Origin of the sequence: Fictibacillus iocasae, from assembly GCF_042665465.1 — a bacterium.
Taxonomy (GTDB): domain Bacteria; phylum Bacillota; class Bacilli; order Bacillales; family Fictibacillaceae; genus Fictibacillus; species Fictibacillus iocasae.
On sequence record NZ_JBHTCP010000002.1, the window covers coordinates 163406 to 176273 of the forward strand.

General features: G+C 45.4%; 11 protein-coding genes. 8 read left to right on the forward strand and 3 right to left on the reverse strand.

Annotated elements, in window-relative coordinates; translation table 11 throughout:
• Nucleotides 1–37 precede the first annotated feature (37 nt).
• Complete coding sequence (locus ACFQPF_RS00720; protein ID WP_379745012.1) at nt 38–514, forward strand: DUF1850 domain-containing protein; 477 nt, start codon at nt 38–40, stop codon at nt 512–514.
• On the forward strand, nt 474–2417 hold the full coding sequence (locus ACFQPF_RS00725; protein ID WP_379745482.1) for a TRAP transporter permease: 1944 nt from the start codon (nt 474–476) through the stop codon (nt 2415–2417). The genes ACFQPF_RS00720 and ACFQPF_RS00725 overlap by 41 nt, the downstream gene beginning before the upstream one ends.
• Nucleotides 2418–2589: 172 nt before the next feature.
• On the opposite strand, the gene ACFQPF_RS00730 is transcribed toward ACFQPF_RS00725, so the two are convergent.
• On the reverse strand, nt 2590–4893 hold the full coding sequence (locus tag ACFQPF_RS00730; protein WP_379745015.1) for a YhgE/Pip family protein: 2304 nt from the start codon (nt 4891–4893) through the stop codon (nt 2590–2592).
• 202 nt (nt 4894–5095) lie between these two features.
• On the opposite strand from ACFQPF_RS00730, the gene ACFQPF_RS00735 reads away from it, so the two are divergent.
• The 5 genes from ACFQPF_RS00735 to ACFQPF_RS00755 all read left to right on the forward strand — a co-directional run bounded on the left by ACFQPF_RS00735 (nt 5096) and on the right by ACFQPF_RS00755 (nt 9646).
• The gene (locus ACFQPF_RS00735; protein WP_379745018.1) at nt 5096–5857 is read left to right on the forward strand and encodes a GDSL-type esterase/lipase family protein; all 762 of its coding nucleotides are present in this window, start codon (nt 5096–5098) and stop codon (nt 5855–5857) included.
• Between the two features lie 86 nt (nt 5858–5943).
• Nucleotides 5944–6681 (forward strand): STAS domain-containing protein, encoded by a 738-nt coding sequence (locus tag ACFQPF_RS00740; protein WP_379745021.1) that lies wholly within the window; start codon nt 5944–5946, stop codon nt 6679–6681.
• Between the two features lie 130 nt (nt 6682–6811).
• A complete protein-coding gene (locus ACFQPF_RS00745; RefSeq protein WP_379745024.1) occupies nt 6812–8185 on the forward strand; it encodes a copper amine oxidase in 1374 nt (457 codons plus the stop codon).
• 38 nt (nt 8186–8223) lie between these two features.
• Entirely contained in the window at nt 8224–8853 is a 630-nt protein-coding gene (locus ACFQPF_RS00750; RefSeq protein ID WP_379745027.1) for a class F sortase, read from the forward strand.
• Between the two features lie 139 nt (nt 8854–8992).
• On the forward strand, nt 8993–9646 hold the full coding sequence (locus tag ACFQPF_RS00755; protein ID WP_379745030.1) for a hypothetical protein: 654 nt from the start codon (nt 8993–8995) through the stop codon (nt 9644–9646).
• Nucleotides 9647–9772: 126 nt separating this feature from the next.
• Here ACFQPF_RS00755 and ACFQPF_RS00760 read toward each other — a convergent pair whose 3' ends face one another.
• Complete coding sequence (locus tag ACFQPF_RS00760; RefSeq protein WP_379745033.1) at nt 9773–10615, reverse strand: TIGR03943 family putative permease subunit; 843 nt, start codon at nt 10613–10615, stop codon at nt 9773–9775.
• Nucleotides 10616–10629: 14 nt separating this feature from the next.
• Nucleotides 10630–11481 carry a permease gene (locus ACFQPF_RS00765; RefSeq protein ID WP_379745485.1) on the reverse strand — a complete coding sequence of 284 codons (852 nt, stop codon included), beginning with the start codon at nt 11479–11481 and terminating at the stop codon, nt 10630–10632.
• 400 nt (nt 11482–11881) lie between these two features.
• Between ACFQPF_RS00765 and corA the strand changes: the two genes are divergently transcribed.
• Nucleotides 11882–12832 (forward strand): magnesium/cobalt transporter CorA, encoded by a 951-nt coding sequence (gene corA / locus ACFQPF_RS00770; RefSeq protein WP_379745036.1) that lies wholly within the window; start codon nt 11882–11884, stop codon nt 12830–12832.
• Nucleotides 12833–12868 lie beyond the last annotated feature (36 nt).

Below are 12868 nucleotides of genomic sequence, written 5' to 3' on the forward strand. Positions count from 1 at the left end.
GGCATCTGTACTATTCATTCCCTTCAGGCCGGCTTTGGTGTTTGAAGATGGTCAATCGGGCTCAGTTGTAGCATATGAAGGGCTAGGCAGCAGCAATAGATTTCAAATTAAATACACACACTCCATTCATAGAACACCCGTTATAGAAACATATATAGTGAAATCTGGATTCATTGTTCAGAAGTCCATCGCTTATAAAAACTTTGGTGTGGGAATGCCGGAAAACGCGGGAAAAGGGGAGCGGTTTAGAAAGGTTAAAGACATGTATGTGCTTGATCGGATGAACCGAGAGTTTCCGTATATTGATCTGCGGACAGGAAGAGTGATCGCGGATCATGTGCTGATCGTAAAAGGCGAAAAAAAGCATTTTTCCACAATCGTTAAACCGGGCACCTGGGTTCGAATCCAATACGGAAAAATCAATTTATGGAATATCTTGAAAGGTGGGAGCAGCATTGAAAACAAGTCAGGAGATGACAGAGCAGCAGCTGCAGGAACTGTCGGCGAAATATGATCCGGAAGCGGGATTCCGGAAACTGGCAGGGCCATTATATTGGATCGCCCTGGCTGGTCTTATTTTATTTTCTTTATTTCAGCTTTACACCGCTATTTTCGGCGTACTGCCTGCACAGATTCAGCGCACGGTCCACCTCGGATTTGCGCTCACGTTAATTTTTTTATTGTTTCCGGCTTCAAAAAAAAGGAGCTCTTCTGGGACGAAACGCGTGCCTTGGTATGACCTTCTGCTAGCAGCTTCGGCAGCGGTCGTAGGTTCTTATTGGTATGTGTTCATGGACGAACTCGTCATGCGGGTCGGAAGGCTGACAATGAATGACTTTATCATCGGGGTGCTGGCTGTTGTGCTTGTCCTAGAAGCGACGAGGCGTGTCGTCGGAATGCCGATTACAGTCATCGCTTCCATCTTTTTGGCATATGCGTACCTGGGTCCTTATATGCCTGGATTTTTAGAGCATAAAGGACTGTCCATCGAGCGAATCATCCGGACGATGTTTTTTACAACAGAAGGAATCCTTGGAACACCGCTCGCCGTTTCAGCGACGTATATCTTCTTGTTTCTTCTATTCGGAGCATTCTTAATTAAAACAGGGGTGGGAGAATACTTTAATGATCTGTCGATTGTTATCGCGGGAAGGCGTATTGGTGGGCCGGCGAAGGTCGCGATTTTCTCAAGTGCACTGCAAGGAACGATTTCCGGCAGTTCAGTCGCGAACGTTGTAACGTCAGGCGCGTTTACCATTCCAATGATGAAGCGGCTCGGTTATAAAAAAGAGTTTGCCGGTGCCGTCGAGGCAGCTTCCTCAACAGGAGGACAGATCATGCCGCCTGTTATGGGAGCGGCGGCGTTTTTGATGGTCGAGTTTATTGGAGTTTCCTATTGGGAGATCGCCAAAGCAGCGGCCATTCCAGCTATCTTGTACTTTGCAGGTATTTGGATCATGACGCACTTTGAAGCGAAACGGATTGGGCTTAGAGGGTTAGAAAAACATGAGATTCCTGATAAAAAAGAAGTGCTGAAAAAGCTGTACTTGCTCATTCCTATTGTCGTTGTCGTATTCTTGCTCATGTCAGGCATGAGCATCACGAAAGCGGCACTTTGGTCGATCGTGAGTGCCGTGCTTGTCGGGATGATCAATAAAGAAACACGCATGGGACCGAAGCAGCTCGCCGAGACACTGGCCGACGGAGCCCGTTCCGCGCTCGGGGTAGCGGCTGCAACCGCTGCTGCAGGTATCATTGTTGGAGTAGTTACGGTGACAGGTGTTGGTTTAAAGCTTGCGAATGGACTGCTTGAGCTTTCAGGCGGCTACTTGATTCCGACGCTGGTGCTGACGATGATCGCTTCGCTTGTTCTTGGAATGGGTTCGCCGACAACGGCTAATTATGTGATCACATCAACGATCGCTGCGCCGGCGCTCCTCATGTTCTCGGTGCCGGAGCTGTCTGTTCATATGTTCGTGTTCTATTTTGGGATTATTGCAGATATCACCCCGCCGGTCGCGCTGGCGGCGTTTGCAGCAGCCGGTGTGGCAGGAGCTGAACCGATACGGACAGGTGTAATATCGGCGAAGCTAGCTATTGCCGCGTTCATCATTCCATATGTGTTCGTTATCTCTCCTGAGCTGATGCTCATAGATACATCCTGGGGAGAAGCGGCATGGGTCATCTTTACTGCATTTGTGGGAATGATTGCGATTGGGGCAGGAATGATTGGATACTGGATGCGCAAGCTGAACTTGATTGAACGGGCTGGGGCATTGGCCGCCGGTCTGCTGCTGATCTATCCAGATGGCATTTGGAGCGGGATTGGACTCGCTGCATTTGCCGGTATGCTCGGACTACAATATTATTTGATGAATAAAGATAAACGTGCACCCGGTGCTGCCGCAACAATGTAAGAGAGATTGATAGATAAATAGAAAGAGACGAGACAAAACGCTGTGCGTTGTCTCGTCTCTTATTTTGTACTTTAAGAAAGCCTTCCAATAGTCGGGGTCCGGTACTCTTCTTCAATATGCCTGTCGCAATAGGCCTTCAATGAGAAGAGTACCGGACCCCGGTGTACGTATGCTAGTTCAATTCAGGCTGAGAATCGGTGTTTCTGTTGTATTGAACAACGAATACGGCAAGTGAGAGCAGTGTGAAAAGAATCAGGAATCCTAGTAGAACCATAGCGTTGTTCCACAAGTAGCTGTAATCGTTCAATGTAATCAAAGAGCGGAATCCAGCGTTTGAATAGGTAAGCGGCAAGTAGACGCTCAAGTTGCGCAGATTCTCAGGCAGCATGTCGATCGGAAGGTTGGATCCTGTCGTAGAGAGCTGCATGACGATCAAAGCAAGAGCGGCCAGTCTGCCGATGTTTCCAGCAAGCACGACCAAGAAAAGAACAATGGCCAAGAATGTCAAACTGACGAATATGGCAAACAAGACAAACAAGAAACCGCTTTCAATTTCGTAGTTTAAAAACGTCAGCATCGTGATTGAAACGAGTACCGCTTGCAGGACAGCGAGTGTGCCGAGCTGCATCGCTTTTCCAAAGAACCAGCTGAAGCCGTTAGCAGCCATCACAGCAGGCTTCTTGAAATCGATAACGAACGACATTAGAAGAATGCCTACGAACAGTGCGAGTGAAAGAATATAAGGTGCGTTTGAATCACGGTAGAACGGAAGCTTATTGATCTCTTCGCCTTTGACTTCAAGTGGAGATGAGAACATGGAGATCGTCTGATCACTCACATTAAGCTTGCTTGTGTCGTCCGCTCCGTTTTTTAATCCATCTGCAAGCTGCAAGCTGCCATCGTTCAGCTTGCCGGCACCATCATCCAGCTTCGTGACGCCATCTGTTAATTCTGTCCAGCCTTTATTAACAGACTGGTTGCCGTCATTGATTTGAACAGCACCCGAATGAAGCTGTGTGACACCAGATGTCATCGTACCCCATCCGCTTTCAACCGAACGGTTGCCGTCTTCAATTTTTCCAGCACCGTCTTTTAGGGAAGATACACCTTGAGTAATCGTACCCCAGCCGTTATTGATGCTGTTTGTTCCGCCTGCTACAAGCTTGGAGCCCTCTGCAAGAGCAGCTGCGCCACTGTTAACTTGTGTCTGCCCGGCAACTAAAGTCCCCATACCTTGATTAAGAGCCTCTGAACCGGCAGCTGCCTTTGCAGCTCCGCCAGCGACTAATGCAGCTCCTCCCTTTAAAACGGGTGTTTGTGCAGATAACTTTGTTAATCCTTCAGAAACTGCCTGACTTGTACCGAGCAGCTTTAAGAAGTTTGGATCACTGCCTAGCGCAGGATTTTTGGCAAGCATGTCTTTAAGCGCAGCTGTCACACCTTGTGAGCCAGCTGTCAATGGGATAACAGCCGCATCAACAGCGGCTACTCCATCCGCTACTTTTTGGCTGCCCGGTGCGAGCTCTTCCTTCAATCCCTTACTCAAATCGCTCGTGCCTTTTTGCGCGCTTTGCAAGCCTGACAGCACTTGTGCCGTTCCAGCCGATAAGGAGGAGGCGCCGTTTTGAACCTTCACAGCTCCCTCATTTAACGCGGCTACATCCTTCGATTTAGCCTGAAGGGATTGAAGCAGCTTAGAGGTGCCATTTTCCAGCTCTGTTGTTCCTGCCGCAAGCTTGGAGATATCTCCTGCTTTCGTCTGCAAGCCGTTTAAAAGGTCGCGTAGGCCGGAACTGAGTTTTGTTGTTCCATCAGCGAGCTTGGAGATGTCAGCAGATTTTGCGGTCAGTGACTCAAGCATCTTGCTCGTGCCGTCATGGAGCTCACCTGTTCCACCGGAAATTTTATCAGCGCCTTCATAAGCGGATTGAAAACCGGAGGATACACCGCCAAGGTTCGTGAACAAATTTTTTGTGTACGTTTCTGTGATTTTGTTGGAGAGCTGTTCACGAATCTGTTCAGTCGCCTTTTTGGTGACCTGAGCCGCCATGAAGCTTAAGCCTTCATTTTGGGTATAACGTAGTTCTGGTTTTTGCGGATTTTCATCCATTACAGATGCTGTTCGAGACGAAAAATCCTCAGGAATCTCAATCACCATATAATATTTCTGGTTTTTAAGACCTGATTCAGCCTGTTTTGCTGTAACGAAATCCCAGCCAAGGCTTTTGCTTTTCTTCAGATCAGCCACTAAGTCTTTCCCGACATTGATTGGCTCATCTCCTGACATGGCTCCTTTGTCGCTGTTCACGACGGCGACTGGAAGGTTGGAGAGATTGTCATACGGTCCCCAAGTTGGAGAAAGAATGATAAGTGCGTAAACGAGTGGAACAAGAAGAACCGCGATGACCGAGATGATCAATCCCTTTTTTGCTTTTAATTTAGCGAGTTCCGCTAAATATAAGTTCCAAGCAGACAATATGTTACCCCCTTTTATAGTAGTTGTCCGATAAAAATATATCGAATATTCTATATATTCCAAAATTAGGACGAATTTCCTGCATCAAACATCATGAATTGAAAAATTTCTATTTAGAATATTAGAAACTCGATAGTAACGATGATTAGCCAGCTGTTTACATGGGTATTTTGTTAATACTTGAAAGAAGCGGAGGGGCGTTATGAAAAAGACAGCTTTGTTAATCACAGCAAGCGCAATTCTATTAATCGGCGGCATCACACTTTTAACGGTAAAAGGAAACCTGCCTGCCGTTTTGCTGTCGTATATTACGTTTGGGCAATCTGAACTGAAGGATCAAGACGAAACCGAGCTGACGGCTATTGGAGATTCTCTTGCATTTGGAGTGGGAGATGAGGAGGGCGCAGGTTACATCGGTGATGTGAAATTCCGTTATGAAAAGGCGACAGGAAGGACGCTGGAACTGAAAGACTTTGGTGTGCCTGGTGACACGAGCAGTGATATGCTGAAACGGCTGAACCGAGGAGATTTTCTCGACGAAGTAAAGGAAAGCGATATTCTGCTTGTTAATATCGGCACGAATGACCTGCTGAAAGCGACGGATGACCTTCAAAATCTAGATGAACGGAAAATAGAAAAAGCCAAGATGCAGTTTGTGCGTAATATGATAGCTGCTTTTAAGAAGGTAGAGAACAACCAGCGGAACGTGCCCATTTATATCATTGGATTATATAACCCTGTGAAAGAAAATGAGAAACAAGAGAAAGTGGAGAAGGTGATTCAAGAATGGAACAATGAAACGAAAAAGGCGGCAGTGGCTTATCCTGCTGTCACGTTCATCGCGACAGATGATTTATTTAGAGGAAAACAAAAAGAAGTGTACTTCTCTGATCAGCTTCATCCGAACAAAAAGGGGTACGCACTTATTGGTGAGCGGGTTTTCATTATGCTGTCGAAAAAGTGATCAAGCATTTTAGGTGGACATTCTACTCTTTTTCACAAATAATAACAGTATCTGTAAAACAATTTGTGCAAAGGGGAACACAAAGAATGCTTGCTCAGGCACTGGATAGGATAGACAACGGCATTTATATGATTGATGACAATTACATAACGATTTTCGTAAATAAGAAATGTGAAGAACTGCTAAAAATTGACCGACATGACGCGATCGGCGTTCATATCGACGAATTTCTCTCACGTGTTCCAGGGTACAGACGTTTCCTGTCTTTATCCATGGAAAAAGGGGAAGAACTGCGTAAAGATAATATTGAGTATGTTTGGGAAGGGAAACGAAGAGTCTTTAACGCGCAGACTAAGTTTCTGTATGAGGGCGAAAAGCGTATTGGCGGTCTTGTCGAGTTTATGGAAGTGACAACCTACATTGAAAACGAAGAAAAATTAGAGCAAATCATTGATGACCTGGCAGCAAATATTATTCCGGTGATGGATGGAATTGGAGTTCTGCCTCTTCATCCGGCTTCTGGAAAAGGGCATGTGTCGTTTAACACAGATCATACTTTGCAAAAATCGGTCGAATTCGGATTAGAGCATTTGATTATTGATTTAACATCGATTACGGCGATGAATGACACGCTCGTAAATGAGCTGAGGCACTTGATCAGTTCTCTCAAACTTGTAGGTACGGATGTATACTTAAGTGGAATTAAGCCAAAGGTGTCTGCACAAATGGTAAGCTCAGGCTATGAACTCCCTGCAGGCAACCGCAACACATTCGCCCATTTAAAGCAGGTTTTGCACCATTTAAATGAAAATCGCCTCGTCTAAAACCTTGCCGCTGCAGGGTTTTATTCTTTAATGTGACAAAAAACATCACTTTTTTTTCTTTTGTGTGATCCATTTTAGGCAGATGTCCGTTAGCTTATATGAATCTACAAAAATAAAAGGAGTGTTTAGAATGAAAATGAAGAAATCATTGGTTGCGATTCCACTCAGCCTTTCTCTCTTAATCCCGACAGCAGGCATCGCAAGCGCGAACGGCCACGGCGGAAGTCACTCAGGGAATCATGCCGCAGGATCTTTAGAGGTATCCAACAAAGCGGTTGATTTACGTGCAGCACTTGATGCTCTTCTTTCCGAGCACGCTTACCTAGCGGTTGTGGCAATGCAAAAAGGGGCTGACGGCAAAGGTGATTTTGAAGCAGCCGCCGGTGCGCTGAACCAAAACACAGAAGACTTAAGCAAAGCGGTCGCATCGGTTTACGGTGAAGAAGGCGGAGCCGCGTTTAAAGAAATTTGGAGCAGCCACATTGGATATTTTGTTGAATATGTTAAAGCAACAGGCGCAAAAGATGAAGAAGCAAAGAAAAAAGCGTTAGCTGATCTGGACAACTACCGTGTGGAGCAGGCAGCGTTTCTTGATAAAGCAACAGAAAGCCGTTTAAAGGCGAAGGAACTGGAAGAAGGATTGAAGGTTCACATTAACCAGCTCGTCTGGGCGTTTGATAGCTATGTAGCAGGAGATTTTGAGAAAACGTATGATAGTGTAAGAGAATCGGTTCATCACATGTATGGAGTCGGTAAAGGATTATCGTGGGCAATCACGGATCAATTCCCGCAAAACTTTGACAGCAAATCTGTTGACACACCGGCAGCAGACCTTCGCGCAGACCTCAACCACCTTTTATCTGAGCATGCGGCACTTGCCATCTTAGCCATGCAAAAAGGGGCGGACGGTGCGAAAGATTTTGAAGCGGCAGCCGGCGCGTTAGGAGAGAACACAGATGACCTTTCAGCTGCCATCACTTCTGTATACGGCGAAGAAGGCGGAGCCGCATTTAAAGAAATCTGGAGCTCGCATATTGGTTATTTTGTTGATTATGTAAAAGCAACCGGAGCGAAGGATGAAGAAGGCAAGAAACAAGCATTGGCAGAACTGGACAAGTACCGTGCTGAGCAGGCAAAGTTCCTGGAAACAGCGACAGAAGGACGCTTAAAAGCTGCAGATCTTGAGGCAGGGCTTAAAATGCACATTGACGAACTGGTGAAAGCTTTTGACAGCTACGTGGCGCAGGATTATGCGACAACGTATCCAACGGTGCGTGAAGCATATGCACATATGTTTGAAGTAGGTAAGGGACTGTCAACAGCGATCGTTGACCAGCACCCAGAAAAGTTCGCTGGCAAAATGCCTGGTGACATGCCGAAAACTGGAATGGGCGGTATGAGTGAGGAAAACAGCACAAAAGGCATTGTGATGGGGTCCCTCATGGCGATGGCACTTGCAGGCATCCTGTCTGCACTTATTATCCGTCGAAAGTCGACTAACTAACTAAAGACTAACTAAAGAGAAATCAGGTGGTGATGAACATGAGGAAAACAGGGATGGCAGCGGCCGCAGCCGCAGCACTGATGCTGCTGACAGCTTGCAATGATGGTGGAGAGAAGCCAGAAGCGCGGATAAAGAGCGTCAGTGAAAAAATAGAATCCAGCGAAGCGATTGACTCATCTTCTGCCCCTTTGTCCCCGCCTGATGCTCTTAAGGAAGAGAACCTGGGAATCGTGCCTGTGTCGATTGTCATTCCAGCAATCGGTGTGGATGCCCCCGTTGAAAACGTTGGAGAGCTTGATAATGGACAAATGGGAGTGCCGCAGAACGTTGACGGTGTTGGCTGGTTTGAGCCGGGAACAAAGCCAGGCGACCGAGGCAGCTCAGTCTTGGCAGGACATGTGGACAGCAAAACGGGTCCAGCCGTCTTTTTCGATCTTGGTAAGCTCAAAAAAGGCGACGAAGTCATCGTGAAAGATAAAAGCGGTACATCGAGAACATTCATTGTAACCGGCAAAAAAAGCTTTCCTAGAAAAGAAGCTCCGATTGAAGATATTTTCGGATTCTCGTATCAGAGAAACTTAAACTTGATCACGTGCACAGGAGAATTTAACAAAAAAGCACGTACACATGAAGAGAGACTTGTCGTGTATACGGAGTTAAAAAAGTAGAAGAAGCCGCCCAATGCATGTGGGCGGTTTTCTTCTTCTTGTTCATTATATTAAATGATGACGTGCAGCGGCTAAAAGCAGGATGACCCTAATATTACCAAATATGGTATAGTGAAATAGAGGATAAGGGGGAGTCAACTTGAAGCTCGCTGGCAACAAAAAGAAAATACTATTCATCTATGCAAGTCTGGTCTTTGCTGCAGCCGCCGTATTTGGGGTGATGGCGGCCATAAACGATGGTTCACTTTTTCAAGCAACCTTTCATCAAGAAAACAAGCTGGAAAAGAAGGTGAAAGAAAAGGCGGATGAGCCAGTTTCTGCAGCGGTTCAAGGCGAAATGAATTTTCTACAGAATCTGAAAGACCGTACATATAAGGAAGCCGCAGTCTTTCAAGAAGGTGCGGAAAATGAGGTGCTGAACATTATTTCAAAACAGCATTCATATTTGAACAACTTGGTTGGATTTGGCGGAGCGGATGTGTTCAAGGCTGACTATGTTCAAACCAGTACAGGATGGATTGAGCTTAAGGAGGATATTGTCTGGCTGCGTGAAAAAGGATTTGCTGAGTCGAATGTATGGAATGATATGGACCGTGCACGTGCATTGATGCTTGTCACGATTCATTATGAGGATACGATGTCATTGCGTTATTTGCACCGCATCTTTCATGACTTGGATGTTGAATTGAATGGATACAGTGATAAAGACAAGAAGTATTGGAACGTGACCGACGCTTTTGGAAAGAATGGCGATAAAATACAAAACCATTTAAACGGTGCGAAAGCGGAATAACATGAAACAAACCTGGCAGCTTCAGGTTATGCAAAAGGCTGATTCTCGGAAGGAAGAGAATCAGCCTTTTGCGTTGTTTATAGCATTGCAAGCAATCGGCACAATGGCTTGTATGGGAGTTATGCTCTAATTCCTGTAAACGTACGGATCCTTTGGTTTTGATGTCGTTTTCCAGCTGCTAACTTTGACGTACGGTATTGCAGCTTTAAATGGCTGGTAATACATTTCGGAGATTTTTCCTTTTACTTCAATCCATTCGTCATCTTTAAAGTTAACGTCGTCCGGAAATTCGATCAGCATGCCGAACACACCTGAATCAGCGACACAGTGAATGATGCCGAAACGAAGCAGAAATACCTGTCTTTTGTTTCTCAGCTCGTTGCTGTTAAACGTAAAGCCATGCATCTGTATGTCTTTGCCAATAAATTCACCTGGAGCGTAATAGATCAGCTCTAGCCCTTTTAAGTAGTCTTTTTCGTTTAAAAGGATGGTGTCCTTGTTTTCAAAGGCTTTCTTTTCTTTGCCGATGATGTTTTCGTAGCCTTCCTCTCCATAATAGACGCTCAAGTCAGGTTTCAAGAATTGATGCTCTCCAAAATCTCCTTCATTTTCAACGCCTTTAAACGCAAATCCTTTTGTTTTCACTGTTTGAGAGTCTAGTGTGGCTACTGGGAGAAAAAGACCTGCAGCGACAGGAATCAGCAGGACGGTGTTAACGAGCAGGGAACGCCAGCCAGGCTTTTTCTCGTGATCGTGGTCATGCCCGCAGTCTGGCGAATCGCAGTGCTCTTCTGATCGGTCACCTTTACCATAAATATAGAACTGGACAAGCATGAGCAGACCGAGAAAAAAGATAGCAGAAAAAGAAATATACGCATATTTCATGTTAATGTATTTGCTGATGTCACCTGTGGCGTGCAAATGCATGAACAAAAACGTATAGCCGAGCAATATGAAAATTCGAAACATCGTACACACCTCCTCTAAAAGAATAATGAACCAACAAATACGAGCAATGTTACGTAGGTGATAATGCTGATTACAAGGCGCTTCTTAAAGGTGCCAAGCATCATGAGCGTATTTTTTACATCAAGCATCGGTCCGTATACAAGGAACGCGACGAGTGATCCTGTAGAAAAGGTCGTTTGGAAGGAAGAGGCGATAAAAGCGTCCGCCTCTGAACAAAGCGACAGCACGAAAGCGAGTCCCATCATCACAAGTGAAGAAGCGGCTTCGCTCTGGCCGATTTCAAGCAGGGTGGATGTTTGGATGTATGTCTGCATCGCGGCCGCGACCAACGCACCAATCACCAAATACTTTCCAACCGAAAAAAATTCGTCCACAGCATGAGTGAGTGTACCGAGCAGCTTTCGGCCAAACGGCACGTTCGCAGTACTTTGGCTTGTAGTGACAGGATGGAGCAATAATGGCTCGTTCTTAAATTGATAGGAAAGAATGATGCCGACAAGCGCGGCAACCAGCATCGCGAGACCACCGCGGTAGATCATCATGTCCCAAGAATTTCCGAACGCCACGTATGTAGAAAATAGGACGACTGGGTTGATTACAGGCCCTGTGAGCATAAAGGCGATTCCCGCATACATTGGAACACCCTTGGAGACGAGCCGCCGGACGATCGGGATGATGCCGCACTCGCATGCGGGAAACAGTGCGCCTAGAATGGTAGCCATCAAGACGGCAAGCACCCGGTTCTTTGGCATGATGCGTGCGACCATCTGCTCACTCACAAACATCTGAATAATGCCTGCCAAGAAAACGCCAATCAATACGAATGGCAGTGATTCTATTAAAATCGAGATGAACACCGTATTCATCTGAAGTAAAGTTTTATCAAACAATGAACACACTTCCGATCGTTATTTTTATGAAAAAATGTTGCTGAACATCGTTTAAAATCTTTTTCAATGCCTGATTCTTACCCATCTTTTTATTTTAGAATTGACTACAAAGACTTGTTCAATCATCAACTTTGAATCCATATTTGAAAAAGTTGACCGCAGTAGAATAAGTCAAAGAACCCTGCTTTACGCCACGCCCCGCGGAAAGCATGCACCTGTAACGGAGATCAACCACTTCGAAGAAGAAATCTTAAAAGAACTTAAATTAAACCATAATCATGACCACAGTATACAGCAAAATCTGTTCTTTCATAAATGCCTCGTGTGGGAAGGATATACTATAATAGGGATGAAGCTTTGAGGTGAGGGGATTATCATGATTAGAATCGTTGCAAAAAAAGAGAAGGATTTGCTGTTCGATCTGCCGATGGAACAAATAATGAACCAGGAGATAAAATGGTTTTGGGTGGATATCTCAGAGCCAACTCCAGAAGAGGCATCCTTGCTGCTGGAGTTCTTCCACTTTCATCCGCTCGCTGTAGAGGACTGCTTAAACGAGCTGCAGCGTCCGAAGCTGGAGTATTATGAAGACCATCAATTTTTGGTTGTTCATGCCATAAATGAGCAGACACTAAAAGCAGAGGAAGTGGATGTGTTTTTTGGAGCGAATTTCATCGTTTCGTTTCATCAGACTAACCTGAAGGAACTGGACTACGTTTATGAGTATGTGAAGAAAACAAAGAAACCTGACCAAATGAACCCGATGCAAATTTTATATAAAGTGATGGATAAACTAGTGGACACGTATTTTCCCATTTTACACAGAATGGAAGATACCGTGCTGGCGCTTGATGATGAGCTGGAACTGGAAAAGCCGAAGCTGATCAACGAACTCTTTGATATAAGAGGAGAGGTTCTCCGTCTGCGTAAAACGATTGTTCCTATGAGAGAGCTGCTGTACAGGATGCTAGAGTCCAAGCGGATCACGATCAGCGACAAACGAAAAGCATATTTTCACGATATTTACGATCATCTGATAAAACTATCTGAAACGCTCGACTCCATAAGAGAGATGACTTCAGATATTCGGGACAATTATATTTCACTTAGTTCACATAGGATGAACACCATCATGAAGACACTGACCGTCATAACGACCATTTTCATGCCGCTGACCTTTATTGCCGGAATTTACGGTATGAATTTTTCCCATATGCCGGAGCTGCATTATCGTTACGGCTATTTTGCGGCAGTAGGCTTTATGGTGCTGATCGGCATGTCGATGTTTTTATGGTTCAAGCGAAAAGGGTGGTTCGATCAGAAGTAAGGAATCCATGTAGTTTAGACCTCACCAAGCAGGGTA